Here is a 19,083-nt window from a genome sequence, read left to right on the forward strand (position 1 = left end):
GAATATGCCGATGAGCGCTGCGACGATGAAGAAATCGAACAGCGTGAAATACTCGAAAATCGCAGACATGGCCTGCTCCTCCTATTTCCTCCGCTGCAGATCATAACATGAAGGGGCAAAAGATTCCACGCTGGAGTTGCAGTGTCCATCCCGCCCCTGTGGCGCGGAAGAGGCGCTGGTCGGATTCTTTTCGTCGGCGCCTGCCAAGCCTTGAAAGCATCCGTGGCGGGGATTAAGAGACGAGGGACAGGAACCGCTTTTCAAGAGCGAGAGGACATGATGGATTTCGAAGCAGCGCGCGTAAAGATGGTCGATACCCAGGTTCGCACGACGGACGTTACCTCGCATTCCGTGCTGACGGCGTTTCTCACGGTGCCGCGTGAGGCTTTCGTGCCCGAGAAGGCGAAGCTGCTGGCCTATATCGACAACGACGTCCAGATCTCCGCAGCCGCATCGGGAAAGCCGGCCCGCTTCCTGATGGAAGCGTCGCCCCTCGCCAAGCTGTTGCAGTTGGCCGCGATCACCAAGGACGACTTCGTCCTCGAGGTTGGCTGCGGCACGGGTTACACTTCGGCGCTGCTGTCGATCGTTGCCGGCTCCGTCATCGCGCTCGAATGCGACGAGACGCTGGCCACTGAAGCGAAGGCGCAGCTTGCCGGCTACGCCAAAGTCGAAGTCGTGACCGGCCCGCTCGAACAGGGCTACGCTGCCGGCGCGCCCTATGATCTGATCTTCATCAACGGCGCGGTTGAAGAGGTTCCGGCGGCCCTTCTCGGTCAATTGCGCGATGGTGGTCGCCTGATCACGGTCGAAGGTTACGGCAATGCCGCCCGCGCCAAGGTCTTCGTCGCCGAGCGCGGCGCCATTTCGGAAAACGTCTTCTTCAATGCCTCGGTCAAGCCGCTGCCGGGCTTCGCCAAGGCGCGCGAATTCGTTTTCTGACATCGTTCTTGTCGATGACATTCAGCGACGGGCGCCATCGGCGCCCGTTTTTTATCAGCGCCGCTGGAAAGCCTTCACAAACATCATCTACCCTGACGCCGCCACGGCCGATCGGACGGATGTTATGCGCTTCAAATTCTGTTTCATGGGATGTCGCCGCCGCAAAAACGCGATAGGCTTTGCGGGTGGCAAACATCGGGTAACAAAACTGTGCATGGCTGCATTCATTTGATTCGCGATGATTTTTTTCACGCCTGGGGTATTCTAAGGTCGTGGTGATTCGGATGAATGCTCCACGCCATCCGGTCGTTGTTTTGGGATAACGGGGATAGAAATGGCTCAGCCAAGCGTAGCGCGTGAACCGTCCATGGAAGAAATTCTGGCCTCCATCCGCCAGATCATCGAAAGCAATGAGCCCGGCGCCGGCAAGGCGATTTCCGCGTCCCTGCCGCCGGTCTACGGCGCCGACGAGGATGACAACGGCTCCGAAATTCATCTGACGGTCGACGATACCTATGCCGGCGTGGAATTCCCCGAACCGGTCATACGCTCCTCCGATCTGCGTTTCGTCGCCGCCAATTCGGCCGGCACCGCCCCCGAAGCAGAAGTTCCGGCCCGCGCTCTGTCGCTGGCCGATGTCGCCGCCCGCGTGCGCGCCGCCTCCGAGCGCAGCGCCGTCCAGGCCGGTCAGGCTTTGCGTGAAATTCCGAGCGGCTTCCGTCAGCCCGAACCGCAGCCGGCCGTTACGCCGGAGCCGCCGCGCGCCGCGGCACCGCAGCCGCAGCCGGCACAGTCTGTTTTCCCGGGTGCCGCAGCGCCCATTCGGCATGTTGCGATCCAACAGCCGGCCGAGCCGGTGTTTACGGAAACGCAAAGAGTGGCCATCGCCGAGCCTGCGCCAGCCGTCGAAACAGCGCTGCCGGCTATGGAACCTGCTCAGTCTTCGACCGAGCGTTTCCTGCCAAGTGTTGTGGACGAGGTCCAGCCGACGCTGCTTTCGGAGGATGCCGGCCTGCAGATCAGCCGCTCCTTCGAAGAGCTCGCCGCCGCGATCGATGGTGCCGAGCGCCGCTCGCTGGACGAAATCGCAGAGGATATGCTGCGCCCGATGCTGCGCGAATGGCTTGATGATAATCTGCCGACACTGGTCGAGCGGTTGGTGCGTGAGGAAATCGAGCGCGTGGCGCGCGGCCCGCGCCGCTGATCGGATTGCTTTTTCCTAAAAAGCCGCTCCGGTCTCCGGGGCGGCTTTTTTATTGACTTGGCCGTGACCATCCTATTTACAAACGCCACCCTCGAACCTCGAAATTGGTCAGAAAATGCTCGACAAGACCTATGATTCCGCCGCCGTCGAACCGAAAATCGCCGCGAAATGGGACGAGGCGGACGCTTTTCGCGCCGGCGCGAACGCCAGGCCCGGGGCCGAGACCTTCACCATTGTGATCCCGCCGCCGAATGTCACCGGTTCGCTGCACATGGGGCACGCGCTGAACAACACGCTGCAGGACATCTTGGTCCGCTTCGAGCGCATGCGCGGCAAGGACGTGCTCTGGCAGCCGGGCATGGACCATGCCGGCATCGCCACGCAGATGGTCGTCGAGCGCAAGCTGATGGAACAGCAACTGCCCGGCCGCCGCGACATGGGCCGCGAAGCCTTCATCGACAAGGTCTGGGAATGGAAGGCTGAATCGGGTGGCCTGATCTTCAACCAGCTGAAGCGCCTGGGTGCGTCATGCGACTGGTCGCGTGAACGTTTCACCATGGACGAGGGTCTGTCGAAGGCCGTTCTCGAGGTTTTCGTCACGCTCTACAAGGAAGGGCTGATCTACAAGGACAAGCGCCTCGTTAACTGGGATCCGAAGCTGCTGACGGCGATCTCCGACCTTGAAGTCGAACAGCATGAGATCAAGGGCAATCTCTGGCATCTTCGTTATCCGCTCGAGCCGGGTGTCACCTACCAGTACCCGATCGCTTTCGACGAGGAAGGCACGCCGACCGAATGGGAAACGCGCGACTATCTGGTCGTTGCAACCACGCGTCCGGAAACGATGCTGGGTGATACCGGTGTTGCCGTCAATGCGGAGGACGAGCGTTACAAGTCGATCATCGGCAAACATGTCATCCTGCCGATCGTCGGCCGCCGCATTCCGGTCGTTGCCGACAGCTATGCCGATCCGACGGCAGGTACCGGTGCCGTCAAGATCACGCCTGCGCATGACTTCAACGACTTTGACGTTGGCAAGCGGGCTGGCCTGCGCTCGATCAACATCCTGAATATCGACGGCACGATCACCATCAAGGAAAATGAGGATTTCCTCGAAGGCCTCGACAATCCCGCGGCGCTGCATGGCGCCTGGGACCGCCTGGAAGGTCAGGACCGTTTCTATGCGCGCAAGGTCATCGTCGAGATTTTCGAAGAGGCCGGCCTTCTCGACAAGATCGAACCGCACAAGCACATGGTCCCGCACGGCGACCGCGGCGGCGTGCCGATCGAGCCGCGGCTGACCGAACAATGGTATGTCGACGCCAAGACGCTCGCCGAACCGGCGATCGCCTCGGTCCGCGAAGGCCGCACCAGGATGGTGCCGAAGAGCTGGGACAAGACCTATTACGAGTGGATGGAAAACATCCAGCCCTGGTGCGTCTCCCGTCAGCTCTGGTGGGGTCACCAGATTCCCGCCTGGTACGGCCCGGACGGCCAGGTCTTCGTCGAAAAGACCGAGGAAGAGGCGCTGCAGGCGGCGATCCAGCATTACCTCTCGCATGAGGGGCCGATGAAGGCCTACGTCGAGGACCTGCTCGAAAACTTCAAACCGGGCGAGATCCTGACGCGTGACGAGGACGTGCTCGACACCTGGTTCTCCTCGGCACTCTGGCCCTTCTCGACGCTCGGCTGGCCGGACGAGACGCCGGAGCTGGCACGTTATTACCCGACCAACGTTCTTGTCACCGGCTTCGACATCATCTTCTTCTGGGTTGCCCGTATGATGATGATGGGCCTGCACTTCATGAAGGACGAGGATGGCGAACCCGTCGAGCCCTTCCAGACCGTCTATGTCCACGCGCTGGTGCGCGACAAGAATGGGCAGAAGATGTCGAAATCGAAGGGCAACGTCATCGATCCCTTGGAACTGATCGACGAATATGGCGCCGACGCGCTGCGCTTCACCCTGGCGATCATGGCGGCGCAGGGCCGCGACGTAAAACTCGATCCGGCTCGCATCGCCGGCTACCGCAATTTCGGCACCAAGCTGTGGAACGCCACGCGCTTTGCCGAGATGAACGGCGCAAAGAGCGATCCCCATTTCGTGCCTGAGGCCGCCGAACTCACCATCAATCGCTGGATCCTGACGGAACTTGCCCGCACGGAACGTGACGTAACGGAAGCACTCGAAGCCTTCCGCTTCAACGATGCTGCCGGCGCGCTCTACCGCTTCGTCTGGAACGAGGTCTGTGACTGGTATCTCGAACTGTTGAAGCCGGTCTTCAATGGCGAGGACGAGGGCGCCAAGGGCGAAGCCCAGGCCTGCAGCGCTTATATTCTCGAAGAGATCTACAAGCTGCTGCATCCCTTCATGCCCTTCATGACCGAAGAGCTCTGGGCCCATACGGCAGGCGAAGGCAAAGAGCGCGACGCACTCGTCTGCCATGCCGAATGGCCGGCGCCGTCCTATGCCGACGATGGGGCCGCCGACGAGATCAACTGGCTGATCGACCTCGTTTCCGGCATCCGTTCGGTGCGTGCTGAAATGAATGTGCCGCCATCGGCGACGGCCCCGCTCGTCGTCGTCAAGGCCAACAACCTGACGCGTGAAAGGCTGTTCCGCCACGACGCCGCCATCAAGCGCCTTGCGCGCGTCGAGGCGATATCGCTGGCTGACGATGCGCCGAAGGGTGCTGCTCAGATCGTCATCGCCGAGGCCACCATCTGCCTGCCGCTCGGCAATCTGATCGACCTTTCCGCCGAAAAGGCTCGTTTGGAAAAGGCGATTACCAAGATGGAGGGCGAGATCTCCCGCATAGACGGCAAGCTCTCCAACGAGAAGTTCGTCGCCAACGCCAATCCTGAAGTGGTCGAGGCCGAGCGCGATCGTCTCGAGGAACTGAAGGGGCAGATCGCAAGCCTGAGGATCGCTCTTTCCAGGGTAAGCGAAGCCGGGTAAGTTTCACAGACCCATTTTGGTAAGTTATTTCAAAGACGCGCCCTCCGCCGGCGCGTCTTTTTTTATTGTGATTCGTGCGGATCGCGCATGAAACGGCGCCTTTTCAGCATTCATCCTGTGGATTGCTCTCATGCGAACCTCCAGCGGGCGAAAACTGCCACTGTTGTCGGATTGATACAGCTTCTGCAATGTTTGGAATGAAAACCCAAAAGCCCACCTGAAATTCGATAGGTCTGGAATAAAATTTTATTAACCAGGTTTTTTGACGTGTCCGTCAATTTCTTTACGTAAGTTAGTCACTGCAATGCCTGGGAGCGCTGCCGTAGGGCGCGTTGCCATATCACGCGAACACTTACTAGAGTGGGGTCACATCAATTGCTGGAGTGGGGGAGACACAATGGCATCTCGTAGGTTTTCCAAGGGCATAACATCGCTCGTTCTTCTTTCGTCGCTTGCATCGCCGTCCTTCGCCGGCGGTCTGGAGCGCGGCGGATATAATATCGACCTTCTCTTCGACAATTCGAGGTTCGCCGTCCAGTCCGGCGCGACCTATGTCATGCCGCAGCGCAAGCTGAAAAACGTCAAGGACACCGATGCCACCGATGGCCTCGGCACGAACGGCGTTGGCGGCGGCTCGACCACGGCGGATGATACCGAGGATTACTGGGTCCCCTATCTCGGGGTGAAGGTTGGTCTCGGCGACTCCATCGACTGCATGGGCGATTTTTCGACACCCTTCGGTGCACACACCAATCCCGGCGCTGACTGGTTGGGCGTCAACGACAACATCGAAACCAAGATCAGCACCCGCAACTACGGCGCCACCTGCTCCTATCGTTTCGATATGGGTCCCGGCCAGCTTCGCCTGATCGGCGGCGGCTTCTATCAGACGGTCGATGGTTTCAAGACACGCCTCGTCGCGCCGATCACAGGGGCGGCCGCGCTGGTCTATGACGGCACCGGTCGTTTGGATCTTGCCGACCAGGCCATGGGATGGCGGGCGGGCATCGCCTACGAAATCGAGGAATATGCCTTCCGCGCCAGCCTGGTCTATAACAGCAAGGTCAAGTATGACGATCTCACCGGCACGGTCGACCTGACAGAGGTACCGAAGGCCGTCAATCCCGCCAATCCCTACCTCGGCGTCGTGACGCCGGTCTATGGTTCGGCTGAGGCGCCGGATTCCGTCGAGCTCAAGCTGCAGAGCGGCATTGCGCCCGATTGGCTCGCCTTCGGTTCGGTCAAGTGGACGAACTGGAGCGTGCTGCAGTCGATCGCCTTCTGCCCGAAGGCCACCAAGGGCGCTGTCGCCTGCTCCGCCAGCAGCCAGCTCACCTCGCTCGATCTCTTCTATCGCGACGGTTGGACGATCAGCGGCGGCCTCGGCCACAAATTCAACGAGCAATGGGCCGGCGCCCTCAGCCTGACCTGGGATCGCGGCACGAGCCAGGGCTACGGCGCCCAGACCGACACATGGACGCTCGGCGCAGGTGTCTCCTATACGCCGGTGGAGAATGTCGAGTGGCGTCTGGCCGGCGCGCTCGGCATCATGACCGGCGGAGAATCCGGCACCTACGTCTATAATGGCCGGACCTACGGCAACGACGTCTCCTATTCCTTCGGCGACGATCTGGTGGCGGCCCTTTCCACCAGCGTAAAGGTCAAGTTCTGATCCTGCGATCCAAGTAGAAGTCTTAAAGCCCGGCAGTTCGCCGGGCTTTTCTTTGGGCGTCGGCAAGACAAATCGACGTTCCAATTTGTGACGATTCAGCAACACATTTTTACGACGTTTGGCGTATGGTGGCGGCAGGGTGAATTTGTCCATTTCCCGCCACAAAGAGGGCGCAGCGCTATTTGCAGGCGAGGAGATGGCAGGCGTACGGTGCGTGTAAATAGTAGCATGGGTCGATTTTTTTCCGGGTACATCAGATCGTACGGCGCGATTGGCGACAGTCGTTTGAAGGCGGTCGTTTCGCTTTCCGAACAAGGCTGTTCCGGCCGCCACTCCGGTCTCGCGATGAAGTCGTCGATCCATTCATTGTCATTATTTTCGACCCACTCGCATGAGCAGCCCGGCTTTGCGGGAGCTGTCGATACCGGTTTTGTCACATTTGCCGTTTACGAATACGACAAAGGCGGGAAGGCGAATACCGCACCTGCCGAAAGAGTGCCACGGAGATTGCAGTCGAGCCATGCCGGGAGCCGGGTGGTTCTCAAGGATGGGCTGAGAATATCGCCTTTGAGAAAGGGCCAGTGGGCTGGATGCGACGCGGGTAAAGGAGCCATCGAGCTCGCCGCGGGATCGCTCGCCTCGAAGGAATACATCCGCGGGATGCACGGCATGAGCTCCGTTGCCGCCTGCCTGGGATGAACGAAAGAAATCGGTTGAAATGGTGACGTCCGAGTTCAAACTTTTCAAATTCATGCTGATGGGCATGTCGATAGCCGTAGCGCTGGCGCTGTCCGGTCCGTGCCGTGCATTCGACATCAAAGGTGGCGTCAGCAAGGAATCCGGACCCTTCGATCTCTTCAAGTTCGGCTTCAAAGCCTATAAGAACGGCCAGAAAGAAGAAGCGGTCGAAGCCTATAAATACGCCGCCGAAAAGGGCCACACCGGCTCGCGCTGGGCGCTCGCCAACATGTATGCCGATGGCGACGGTGTCACGCAGGACGATTTCGAAGCCTTCAAGATCTACAGCGAGATTGCCCAGCAGGGCGTCGAACCCGGCTCGGAAGATACCGGCTTCTTCGTCAACGCGCTGCTCTCGCTCGCCAGTTATTACAAGCATGGCATTGCCGGCAGTCCGGTCAGGATCGACCTCAGCCAGGCGCGCCAGCTTTATTTTCAGGTGGCTTCCACCTTTGGCGTCCCCGAGGCGCAGTTCCAGCTGGCGCAGATGATGCTGGCCGGCGAGGGCGGCAATGCCAGCCCGCAGCAAGCCAAGAAATGGCTGAACCAGGCCCGCAAGAGCGGCCATCCCGGCGCCATGGCGGTCTTCGGCAATATTCTGTTCGATGAAGGCCAGACGGCCCGCGGTCTGGCGCTGATGACGGCAGCACTCGACCGCTGCAAGCCGAAGGATTGCAGCTGGATGGAAGCGTTGCAGGAGCAGGCCTTCTCGGTTGCGAACGAGGCCGACCGCCGCACGGCGGTATCCCTCTCGCACACCATCGCGAGCGGTTCCGACGACTAGAGCAATTCCAGGAAAAGTGCCAAGCGGTTTTCCGTCCGGAATTGCGTAAAAACAAAAGGCTAGAGCGGTCCTGCGCTTCCGTTAAAAGCTGAACCGCTCTGAGCGCCGATCGGGCGCTCAGCCCGCGAAATCGAAATACGCGATCACAGGCACATGGTCGGACGGCTTTTCCCAGGCCCGCACATGTTTTTCGATCGCAGCCGATGTCATCCGGTCGGCAGCTTCCGGCGACAGCAGCAGATGGTCGATGCGGATGCCGTTGTTCTTCGGCCATGCGCCGGCCTGATAATCCCAGAAGGAATAGAACTGCGTCGCATCCGTCGTCGCGCGCACCGCATCCGTCAGCCCGAGATTTTCGAGCTTGCGGAACGCCTCCCGCGTCTGCGGCAGAAACAGTGCATCGTTTTCCCAGACCTTGGGATCGAAGCAGTCGTGCGGTTCCGGGATGACATTGTAGTCGCCGGCAAGAACCAGCATATCTTCATAGGCTAGCCGTTCGGCCGCGAACGTCCGCAGGCGCTCCATCCAGGCGAGCTTGTAAGGATATTTCTCCGTTTCGACAGGATTACCGTTCGGCAGGTAGAGGCAGCAGACGCGCAGGATGCGCGTGTCGGACAGGGTGAACGCCGCTTCGAGGAAACGCGCCTGTTCGTCCAGCGGATCGCCGGGCAGGCCGCGGTTCACTTCGAAAGGTGAGCTCTTGGAGAGGATCGCGACGCCATTGAAGCCCTTCTGGCCGTGCGTCTCGACGTGATAGCCAAGCGCCTCGATCTCCAGCCGCGGGAAACCTTCGTCGACCGTCTTGATCTCCTGCAGGCAGACGATATCTGGATCGGAATCCTTCAGCCATTGCGTGAGATTGTCGATACGCGCCTTGACGCCGTTGATGTTCCAAGTCGCGATCTTCATCTCTTCGCCCTGTTCGCTGCGTGCGCTTCTTTTATCGCGGTCTTTCGCCGCCGGACAAGACGATAAACCGGCCGGAAGTAATTCTTCGGCCGGTTTGATGGGGAGTATGTGCGTTTAGACGTTCAGATCGAGAAACTGGTGCCGCAGCCGCAGCTTGCCACCGCATTCGGGTTCTTGATCTGGAAGGACTGGCCAAGCAGATTGTCGACGAAGTCGATCTCCGAGCCCGCCATGTAGACGAGCGAAAGGCTGTCGATCAGCACCTTGGCATCGTTCTTTTCGACGATGATGTCGTCGTCATCAGCGCTGTCGGCAAGATCGAACTTGTAGGAAAAGCCCGAACAGCCGCCGCCTTCGACGGAAACGCGCAAGGCGCTCTTGCCGGCTTCGGCGCCGACGATCGCAGCGATACGCTTTGCCGCGGCATCTGAAAGGGTTACACTCGTATCCGTCATGTTTCCTCCTGCCGGGGTCAAGATCCGGAGAGAATGGGTTTTGGCACTTGAATGTTCAAATGCCTGATATCAAAGAAACTTACCATGATATTCGCGAAAAGGCGATGATGCGCCGAGGCGGTTAAGAAAGCGCCTCTTTGCCGTTTCATCGACCTATAGGTATGAAGAGCGTTAAGCGGCGTCAATGGGCAGATGCGGCAACATGCAGGATGACGGTGAAGAATGACGATCGATACGCGTGCTTTGGGTTTCGGCAGCAGTGAGAGGGCGGTCTTTGCGGCCGACCCCTGGACGACGCGCGGGCGGCTCTATCAGGAGGACGGTAGCCCGACGCGCTCCGATTTCCAGCGCGACCGCGACCGTATCGTTCACACCACCGCCTTCCGCCGGCTGAAGCACAAAACCCAGGTCTTCATCGCCCAGGACGGCGATCACTACCGAACCCGGCTAACGCACACGATCGAGGTGGCGCAGATCGCTCGCGCGCTTGCCCGCGCCCTGAAGCTCGACGAGGATCTGGCCGAAGGCGTGGCGCTCGTGCACGATTTCGGCCATACGCCGTTCGGTCATACTGGCGAGGACGCGCTGCACGAAGTGCTGCTGCCCTATGGCGGCTTCGACCACAATGCCCAATCGCTGCGCATCGTGACCAAGCTGGAGAGGCGTTATGCCGAATTCGACGGCATCAACCTGACATGGGAAAGCCTCGAAGGTCTCGTCAAGCACAATGGCCCTCTTCTGACGCCGGATGGAGTAGGCACCCGCGGTCCCGTGCCGCAGCCGATCCTCGATTATTGCGAGCTGCACGATCTCGAGCTTGCAACCTATGCCAGCCTTGAGGCGCAGGTCGCGGCGATCGCCGACGACATCGCCTACAATACCCACGATATCGACGACGGCCTGCGCTCCGGCTACCTGACTTTCGATATGCTGGAGGAAATCCCGTTTCTTGTCGGGCTGATGGCCGAGGTGCGGGAGCGATATCCGCATCTGGAGCCGAGCCGCTTCACCCATGAAATCATGCGCCGCCAGATTACCCGCATGGTCGAAGACGTGATCGGCGTCGCGCAACAGCGCCTGTCGCTGCTGCGGCCTGAGAGCGCAGCCGACATCCGCGCTGCCGGCCAGGTTATCGCCACCTTTTCCGAGGGGATGGCTGAGACCGACAGGCAGATCAAGGCGATGCTCTTCAAACGCATCTACCGCAATCCCGATATCATGCGCATCCGCGCCGGTGCCGCCCAGATCGTCACCGATCTCTTTGCCGCCTACATGGCCAATCCCAAGGAGATGCAGAGTCATTACTGGGTAGATCATATCGCCGGCCTGTCCGATGCGCCGAAGGCCCGCCATGTCGGCGATTATCTCGCCGGCATGACCGATACCTATGCGATCAGCGCCCATAGGCGGTTGTTTGACCACACTCCGGATTTGCGATAGGCAGCGGTCGCCCACGCCAAGGGCCGATTTGAGCCTTTGGCACAGCCTATGCATGGAAGAGTGCGATGAACCTTTTTACCGACTTCGAAGCCCGGATCAAAACCGCCCTTGAACAGATCGATCTGGTCAGGGAAAAGCGATCTGAGCTCGATTTCGGCCGCATCACCGTCGAGCCGCCGCGTGACGCGAGCCATGGCGATGTGGCGACCAATGCCGCAATGGTGCTGGCAAAAGTGCTCGGAACCAACCCGCGCGCGCTGGCCGACGTCATCATCGCCAAGCTCAAGGAAGATGCCGACGTCGCCGATGTCTCGGTCGCGGGTCCCGGCTTCATCAACATCCGTCTCGCCGTCGGCTACTGGCAGCGGCTGCTCGCCTCGATGATCGGCGCCGGCACCGATTACGGCCGCTCGTCGCTCGGCAAGGGCAAGAAGGTCAATGTCGAATATGTCTCGGCCAATCCGACCGGCCCGATGCATGTCGGCCATTGCCGTGGCGCCGTCGTCGGCGACGCGCTCGCCAACTTGCTGGCTTTTGCCGGTTATGGCGTCGAGAAGGAATATTACATCAACGATGCCGGTTCGCAGATCGACGTGCTCGCCCGCTCCGTCTTCCTGCGCTATCGCGAAGCGCTCGGCGAAAAGATCGGCGAAATCCCCTCGGGTCTCTATCCCGGCGACTATCTCGTGCCCGTCGGCCAGTCGCTTGCCGCCGATTACGGCGTGCGGCTGCACAACATGCCGGAAGACCAATGGATGCCGATCGTCAAGGATCGCACCATCGATGCGATGATGGTGATGATCCGCGACGATCTGGCGGCGCTGAACGTCCATCACGACGTCTTCTTCTCCGAGCGCACCCTGCATGCCAATGGCGCGGCCGCGATCCGCACGGCGATCAACGACCTGACCTTCAAGGGTTATGTCTACAAGGGCACGCTGCCGCCGCCGAAGGGTCAGCTTCCCGAGGACTGGGAGGATCGCGAACAGACACTGTTCCGTTCGACCGAGGTGGGCGACGATATTGACCGGCCGCTGATCAAGTCGGATGGCTCCTATACCTATTTCGCCGCCGACGTTGCCTATTTCAAGAACAAGTTCGACCGTGGTTTCGACGAGATGATCTACGTGCTTGGTGCCGACCATGGCGGTTACGTCAAGCGCCTGGAAGCGGTTGCACGCGGCGTTTCGGACGGTAAGGCGAAGCTGACGGTGCTCCTCTGCCAGCTCGTCAAGCTCTATCGCAACGGCGAGCCGGTGAAGATGTCGAAACGCTCGGGCGATTTCGTCACGCTTCGGGACGTCGTCGAAGAAGTCGGGCGTGATTCGGTCCGGTTCATGATGCTTTACCGCAAGAATTCCGAACCGCTCGACTTCGATTTCGCCAAAGTGACGGAACAATCGAAAGATAATCCGGTCTTCTACGTGCAATATGCACATGCTCGCTGCATGTCGGTCTTCCGGCAGGCGAGGGAGGCCTTTGCCGACCTCGATGTTTCGCCGGAAAATCTCGCGAAAACCGTTGCAGGCATTGGCGATCCGGCTGAATTGCAGCTGGTCGCCAAGCTTGCAGAATTCCCGCGTATCGTTGAGGCGGCGGCCCAGTCGCAGGAGCCGCATCGCGTCGCTTTTTACCTCTACGACGTCGCCAGTTCCTTCCACGCGCACTGGAACAAAGGTAAAGATCAGCCGGAATTACGATTTGTTAATGATAAAAACCGAGAATCAAGTATTGCCAGACTTGGGCTGGTGTACGCCGTCGCGTCGGTTTTGAAGTCGGGACTTGCCATTACAGGCACTGCCGCACCGGACGAAATGCGATAACGTCACCATTTCCCCACAATGCGCTGGCATTTGAGCGTTGGCGTTTGCGAGTGGGAATAGGCATGGCTGATAAACAACTTGCGTATGATACGCGCGGAAAAAACGACCTGTTTGCCGACGATGATCCGTTGGCTGAACTTGCCCGGATCGTCGGCTTCGAGCCGCGTGTTGCGGCGAATACTGTGACTGAGACCGCACGCCGCGAGCCCGCCCTCGATCTCGAAGACGAGCTTGGGCGCGAGTTCGATCGCTACGATTCGCCACGTCCGCTCGCAGAGCTCGACCGGCCCGCCGAGCCGATCTCTGATGATGTCACTCCTGAAGATTACGTTGAGCCCGTTCTCGATGCTTCTCCCGCTGCCGAACATGCAGAGGCTCCTGAGCCGGTTTCGGTTTCCGTCGCCGCCGTTGAGGTTGAAGAAGCAGCTTTGCCTGCCGCAGGGAATGCGGATACATCTGCCGCCGACTGGGCGGAGCAGCTTTCCCCCGAGCCCGATGCGTCGGTGCAATCGGCCTTCGGCGGTGCGCGGGACCTGATAGAGGAGCTTGAGCTTTCGATCGGCGCAGCACCGGTCTCTTCGCTGGCGCAGCCCGCCAAGGCGCCGCAATGGTCGGCTGCCAGCATCAGGCTGCCGCTTGCCAATTTCCACGCCCCGAGGCGCGAGGAGCCGGTTGTTTTGCCGGAGCCTGTCCCCGAAACGGTCGCCGCACCGGTTGCTGAAGCACCGTCCGCCGATCTTCCTGCTGTCGAGCCTCAACCTGTCATCGAGCCGCCGGCGCTTGTCGCCGCTGTCGAGCCTTCCGAGGAGTTCGAATCCGCTTCGCCGTCACTTGGCTTTCCCGCCGAGCTTGATCGCCATGATGAGGTGATCGCGCCGGAAGAGACTGCCGAGGCCGAAGAATTCGCCGAAGTCGAGGAAGAGCTGGAGGATTTCGGGTCCGACGCCGGTTTCAATCTCATCGCCGCCGCCGTCGAAGGCGAGATCCAGGCCGATGCCGCGCTGACTGAGGTCGTGCCTGATGTTCCGCACACCGCCGGCACGTTCGATCTCGACGATCTGCTCGCCGACGTCTCGCGTTATCCGGTACCGCAACGTGCCAATCCGGCGCCTGTCTCGCCGCAGCCCGCATCGATCGAGGCAGCGCCCGTTCCGGCCGCCCCCGCGGCCGCCGAATCTGTTCAGTCCGAGGTGATTGCGCCCCCGCCGCTCGCCGCGGCACCCGTCCGGCCTGCTCCGGTCGAGCCGGCACCGGTCTATGCCCAAGCCGTAAGACCGGTCGCGCCGCAGCTTGCCGAGGTCGTTACGCCCCAGCCTGCCGCAACGGCATATTCGCCGGCGCCGCAGCCGGTACCGGAAGCCGACGACCCCTTCGCCGGCCATGATTTCGAGCTGGATCTTGCCGGCATCGAGCTGGAACTCACCGATCTCGATTTCTCTGAGCCGTCCGAGCCAGTGCCGCAGCCTGAGCCGCCAGCCCCTGCTCCCCAGCAGGCCGCGGCCGTCGTTCCTCGGCCCGCTCCCGTTTTTGCTCCTGAGCCGCCGGCTCTTGCTTTTGAGCAGGCTGCTGCCGCTCCTGCACGGGCCGCTGCGGCCTTCGTTCCTGAACCGCCGGCTCCAGCTCCAACTCCAGCTCCGGCTTTCAACTGGGCGTCTGTCTCCGACTCGACCGAAGACCTGCCATTCGATCCGGCGATGATCTCCGATCCGGAGGATCGTCCCGAGGCCGTCGACGACATGCACGTGCCGGCGCTGCCGCCCGTCGAGCAGCCCGCGCCGGTCGCGAAGTCTGCCGATTTCGATTTCGATCTCGACGCCGAGATCGCCAGCTTCTTTGAACCGGCCAAGCCGCGGCAAACGCCGACGCCAGTTCGGGATACGGCTGCGGCCGCGGCACAGCCGGTCAAGCCCACCATCGCCGATGGCCTCGATGATTTCGAACGGGCGCTGGAGGAGGATTTCCGCCGCAGCGTGCGTGAGCCGGTCGAGCGCCGCGAGACTTCCGAGGTTCGTATCGAATCGGCAAGTCAGGCCGCTGATTTCAGCCGCGCCCGGTCGATGCGCCGGCTGCTTGCCGGGGCCGTCGTGCTCGTGGTCTTCGCCGGTGTCGGTTATGGTGTCTATTCCTCCGTCTGGAACGGCGAGGGGCTCGGCATTGTCGCGTCCGGCGAGCCGCGTGTGATCGCCGCCGACAAGGAGCCGGTCAAGGTCGTTCCGGAGAATCCTGGCGGCAAGACCGTGCCGAACCAGGATAAGGCCGTCTACGACCGTGTTGCGGGTTCTGCCGAAGAGCCGAAGCAGAAGGCGCTCGTTTCTTCTGACGAGGCGCCCGTCGATGTCGTCCAGCGCACGCTGACACCGGAATCGCTGCCTGAAGACGATGAGAACGCCAACGCCGACGATCAGGTCACGCCGACTGCGGTCGGTGAGACGGAGGATCCGCGTCTCTTGCCAACCCAGGACAATGCCGACAACGCTTCGGCAACCGACGCCGACAAGACGCCGTCCGTTTCGCCGCGCAAGGTCCGCACGATGATCGTCAAGCCTGACGGTACGTTGGTTGCCCGCGAGGAACCATCGCCCGTCGACCAGCCGACACCCTCTGCCCAGGCGACACCGTCTGCCCCGGCGACCCAGTCTGCCCAGGCAATGCAGTCTGCCCAGGCGATGCCGCCGTTGACGGCTCCGTCGACCCCGTCCGCGCAATCGGCTCCGCCTGTGCCGCCCGTCGGTGGAACGGCCGCAAGCTTCCCGGCAAGAGCCGAGGTTGCTTCCGCCGATGCGCGTTCCGCAGCCCCCGTCGAACCCGCGCCGGTACAGCCGCCGCTCGCCGGCAGTGCTGACGCGCAGGCCGCAAACCCCGCTCCGGTCGCTCCGCCGGTGCGCCCGGTCAAGACCGCGCCCACTGCCGATACCGCCCCAATCCCGACCGCCCGTCCGGCTGACCAGCCCGTCAACGTCGTCGGCACGGTAACCGAGAAGGGTAATGTCCGCCCGACCACACAGCAGCCGAAGACGACTGAAGTCGCGGCCGCAGCACCAGTCGCCGCAAAGCCGCAGCAACAGCCCGCATCCGCCGGCGGCTACGGCATCCAGATCGCCTCGCTGCCTTCGGAAGACGAGGCGACCAAATCATATGCCAACCTGTCGAAGAAATTCGCCAGCGTGCTTGGCGGCCGCAGCCACGAGATCCGCAGGGCCGATATCGCCGGCAAGGGCACTTTCTACCGTGTCCGCATTCCAGCAGGTTCCAAGGACGAGGCCGCGGCACTCTGCGAACAGTATCGCGCGGCGGGCGGAAGCTGCTTGATCTCCAAGTAAGGATCAGCTCCTGAATATGAGAGCGGCGGGCCGGATCGGTCCGCCGCTCTTTTTTGTGCGTCGCGCCGAAAACCTGCTCCTGCAGAATGCTTCAATCTGACCAGGAAAGGCTCTAAGATTCGGATATGACCGAATCAAAAGCGATGATCCTTGGCTGCAGCGGCCTTGCCCTCACTTCCGAAGAGAAGGCCTTTTACCGGGGCGAACGACCCTGGGGCTTCATCCTCTTCGGGCGCAACATCTCCGAAGCAAGACAGATCACCGATCTCGTCGCCGAACTGCGCGACAGCGTCGGCTGGCATGCGCCGGTGCTGATCGACCAGGAGGGCGGCCGCGTCCAGCGCATCCGTCCACCCGTTCTAGCGCGTTATCCTTCCGGCCAAGTGCTCGGCGATCTCTATCGCCGCGATCGCGCACTCGGCCTGCGCGCCGCCTGGCTGATGTCGCGGCTGCACGCCTTCGACCTTTCGAGCCTCGGCATCGATGTCGATTGCCTGCCGGTGCTGGATGTGCCGGTCGAGGGCAGCAGCAACGTCATCGGCGACCGTGCCTATGGCGCCGATCCCGAAACCGTCATCGCGATGGGAAGGGCGGCTGCCGAAGGGCTGAAAGCCGGCGGTCTGTTACCTGTCATGAAACATATGCCCGGCCATGGTCGCGGCTTTGCCGATTCACATCTGGAACTGCCTGTTGTCACCATCTCGCGCGATGAGTTGGAGCTCCATGATTTTCCGCCCTTTGTCGCGATGAAGGACGAGTTGATGGCAATGACCTGCCATCTCGTCTTCACCGCCATCGACCCGGACAATCCGGCGACGTGCTCGCGCAAGGTGATCGACGGCATCATCCGCAAGCACATCGGCTTTAACGGTCTGCTGCTCTCCGACGACAGCTCGATGAACGCTCTTTCCGGCACGATCGGTGAACGCGCGGCGAATATCATTGCAGGCGGATGCGATATTGTGCTGCATTGCAACGGCAATATGGACGAGATGCTAGATGTCGTGGCAAATGTTCCGCCGCTCGCCGGCATATCGCTTGCCCGCGCAAAAGCGGTGGAAGCAGGATTCGCGGCGGCGGATACTTCAGATGAAGCGGAATTGAGGGCGGAATTCGAAGCGATGTTTGCGACGGTCTGATCGTAAGGGAGCAGCTAGGTGAACACGGTCAAGGGCACGGAACGTCCGCAGGCGGCAACGCCGATGGACAAGTTGTGGCAGGATAACGGTGCCGAACGCGCCACCCACGAGCCGGCGCTGGTGATCGACGTCGCCGGCTTCGAAGGTCCGCTCGACCTGTTGCTCTATCTCGCCCGCAACCAGAAGGTCGACCTGTCGCGCATTTCGGTGCTGGCGCTCGCCGAGCAATATCTGCTGTTCATCGAAAGCGCCCGGCGGATCCGCATCGAACTCGCCGCCGATTACCTCGTCATGGCAGCCTGGCTTGCCTATCTCAAGTCGAAGCTGCTCATTCCCCAGCAGATCAAGGATGACGGCCCTTCCGGCGAGGAGCTAGCGGCAACGCTTGCCTTCCGCCTGAAACGCCTCGAAGCCATGCGCCAGGCGGCAGACGGCCTCGTCAATCGCAACCGCCTTGGCCGCGATATCTTCGTGCGCGGCGCCCCCGAGCATATTCCCGACCGGCAGCAATCCGCTTATGCGGCGAGCCTCTACGATCTCTTGACCGCCTATGCGGCACTGCGCCAGCGCCATGCCGTCACCCAGGTGACGATCGAGCGGCGCACCGTCTGGTCGCTGACCGATGCCCGCGAACTGCTGACCAAGATGATCGGCGAGGTCGCTGACTGGACGGCGATGGAGCATTATCTGCTGCGGTATCTCGCAGCGCCCGAGGAACGCGTCACGGCAATCGCCAGCGCCTTTGCCGCTTCGTTGGAGCTGGTGCGCGAGGGCAAGCTCGAAATCCGCCAAGACGGCGCCTTTCAGCCGATATACATGCGCCGCGGTCCCAAACATGCCACGCTGCAGGTGGTCGAACAGGAGCAGCCGGCTTGATCGATCCGAAGGGCGAAGAGCATTTCGAGGACAATTTCGAAGAAAGGGGCCGCGACGTGCAGGCCGAGATCGAGGCCGAGCGTATCGCCGAGGCGCTGGTCTTCGCCTCCTCGCAGCCGGTCTCCGAAGGCTTCCTCGCCGAGCGCCTGCCCGAGAAGACCGACGTGCATGCGATCATGCTGCGCCTGAAGGAGCAATATGCGCCGCGGGGCGTCAATCTCCTGCAGGTCGAAGGCGCCTGGGCCTTCCGTACGGCCGCCGATCTGTCCTTCGTCATCCGCCGTGATGACAATGAGGTAAAGAAGCTGTCGCGCGCAGCACTGGAAGTGCTGGCGATCATCGCCTATCACCAGCCGGTGACACGCGCAGAAATCGAGGATATCCGAGGCGTCCAGACCTCGCGTGGCACGCTCGACGTGCTGATGGAAGCCGGCTGGGTGCGGTTCCGTGGCCGCCGGCGCACACCGGGCCGGCCGGTGACATTGGGCACGACACGCGATTTCCTCGACCATTTCGGTCTCGAAGAGCTGCGCGACCTGCCCGGTCTCGAAGAATTGAAGGGAGCGGGCTTGCTCTCGGGCCGCATACCAGCGAACTTCAATATTCCCTCGCCGTTGATGAACGACGAACTGACCGAGGACGAAGACCCGATCACCCAGATGGACCTCGAGGAACTGGGGTTGCTCGCACCGCGCGGCACCTCCGAAGATTGAGGGGCCTGCGTCTTGCTTTTGCCATGCATGGCGAAAACAATGGGGGCTACCACTTTTCGATGGGTCGATGGCTTGTCACAAAGGGCGATACCGTGACATTAAGCTCAGT

Annotated in this window: 14 protein-coding genes; 12 read left to right on the plus strand and 2 right to left on the minus strand. The window is 61.3% G+C overall.

Annotation, left to right across the window (positions count from 1 at the left end; genetic code table 11):
• The first annotated feature begins 276 nt into the window (after window positions 1-276).
• From RLCC275e_RS08175 to exoR, 6 genes are all read left to right on the plus strand, one after another.
• The gene (locus RLCC275e_RS08175) at window positions 277-942 is read left to right on the plus strand and encodes a protein-L-isoaspartate O-methyltransferase family protein (RefSeq protein ID WP_171816888.1); all 666 of its coding nucleotides are present in this window, start codon (window positions 277-279) and stop codon (window positions 940-942) included.
• Between the two features lie 334 nt (window positions 943-1,276).
• Complete coding sequence (locus tag RLCC275e_RS08180; protein ID WP_033179899.1) at window positions 1,277-2,146, plus strand: PopZ family protein; 870 nt, start codon at window positions 1,277-1,279, stop codon at window positions 2,144-2,146.
• Between the two features lie 115 nt (window positions 2,147-2,261).
• Window positions 2,262-5,105 carry a valine--tRNA ligase gene (locus tag RLCC275e_RS08185; RefSeq protein WP_033179900.1) on the plus strand — a complete coding sequence of 948 codons (2,844 nt, stop codon included), beginning with the start codon at window positions 2,262-2,264 and terminating at the stop codon, window positions 5,103-5,105.
• Window positions 5,106-5,502: 397 nt separating this feature from the next.
• The gene (locus RLCC275e_RS08190; protein ID WP_033179901.1) at window positions 5,503-6,777 is read left to right on the plus strand and encodes an OmpP1/FadL family transporter; all 1,275 of its coding nucleotides are present in this window, start codon (window positions 5,503-5,505) and stop codon (window positions 6,775-6,777) included.
• Between the two features lie 285 nt (window positions 6,778-7,062).
• Window positions 7,063-7,476 carry a hypothetical protein gene (locus RLCC275e_RS08195; protein WP_245483464.1) on the plus strand — a complete coding sequence of 138 codons (414 nt, stop codon included), beginning with the start codon at window positions 7,063-7,065 and terminating at the stop codon, window positions 7,474-7,476.
• 19 nt (window positions 7,477-7,495) lie between these two features.
• On the plus strand, window positions 7,496-8,299 hold the full coding sequence (gene exoR / locus RLCC275e_RS08200; RefSeq protein WP_003558862.1) for an exopolysaccharide production regulator ExoR: 804 nt from the start codon (window positions 7,496-7,498) through the stop codon (window positions 8,297-8,299).
• 117 nt (window positions 8,300-8,416) lie between these two features.
• Here the strand turns inward: exoR and xth are convergent, their stop codons facing one another.
• Window positions 8,417-9,208, minus strand: a complete 792-nt coding sequence (gene xth / locus RLCC275e_RS08205) for an exodeoxyribonuclease III (RefSeq protein ID WP_003558864.1) — start codon at window positions 9,206-9,208, stop codon at window positions 8,417-8,419.
• 122 nt (window positions 9,209-9,330) lie between these two features.
• Window positions 9,331-9,663 (minus strand): iron-sulfur cluster insertion protein ErpA, encoded by a 333-nt coding sequence (gene erpA / locus RLCC275e_RS08210; protein ID WP_003538958.1) that lies wholly within the window; start codon window positions 9,661-9,663, stop codon window positions 9,331-9,333.
• Between the two features lie 222 nt (window positions 9,664-9,885).
• Here erpA and RLCC275e_RS08215 point away from each other — a divergent pair, with 222 nt between their 5' ends.
• The 6 genes from RLCC275e_RS08215 (at window position 9,886) to scpB (ending at window position 18,974) form a co-directional block, all read left to right on the plus strand.
• Window positions 9,886-11,103, plus strand: coding sequence for a deoxyguanosinetriphosphate triphosphohydrolase (locus RLCC275e_RS08215; RefSeq protein ID WP_033179903.1), 1,218 nt, complete (start codon window positions 9,886-9,888; stop codon window positions 11,101-11,103).
• A gap of 65 nt (window positions 11,104-11,168) precedes the next feature.
• Window positions 11,169-12,926, plus strand: a complete 1,758-nt coding sequence (gene argS, locus RLCC275e_RS08220) for an arginine--tRNA ligase (protein ID WP_003558869.1) — start codon at window positions 11,169-11,171, stop codon at window positions 12,924-12,926.
• Between the two features lie 62 nt (window positions 12,927-12,988).
• On the plus strand, window positions 12,989-16,246 hold the full coding sequence (locus RLCC275e_RS08225) for an SPOR domain-containing protein (RefSeq protein ID WP_171816889.1): 3,258 nt from the start codon (window positions 12,989-12,991) through the stop codon (window positions 16,244-16,246).
• Window positions 16,247-16,371: 125 nt separating this feature from the next.
• Window positions 16,372-17,385, plus strand: a complete 1,014-nt coding sequence (gene nagZ / locus RLCC275e_RS08230; protein WP_033179905.1) for a beta-N-acetylhexosaminidase — start codon at window positions 16,372-16,374, stop codon at window positions 17,383-17,385.
• An 18-nt stretch (window positions 17,386-17,403) separates the two neighbouring features.
• The gene (locus RLCC275e_RS08235) at window positions 17,404-18,261 is read left to right on the plus strand and encodes a segregation and condensation protein A (protein ID WP_033179906.1); all 858 of its coding nucleotides are present in this window, start codon (window positions 17,404-17,406) and stop codon (window positions 18,259-18,261) included.
• Window positions 18,258-18,974, plus strand: a complete 717-nt coding sequence (gene scpB, locus RLCC275e_RS08240) for an SMC-Scp complex subunit ScpB (protein WP_033179907.1) — start codon at window positions 18,258-18,260, stop codon at window positions 18,972-18,974. Before RLCC275e_RS08235 ends, scpB begins: the two co-directional genes overlap by 4 nt.
• Window positions 18,975-19,083 lie beyond the last annotated feature (109 nt).

The sequence above is a fragment of the Rhizobium brockwellii genome (assembly GCF_000769405.2).
Lineage (GTDB): Bacteria > Pseudomonadota > Alphaproteobacteria > Rhizobiales > Rhizobiaceae > Rhizobium > Rhizobium brockwellii.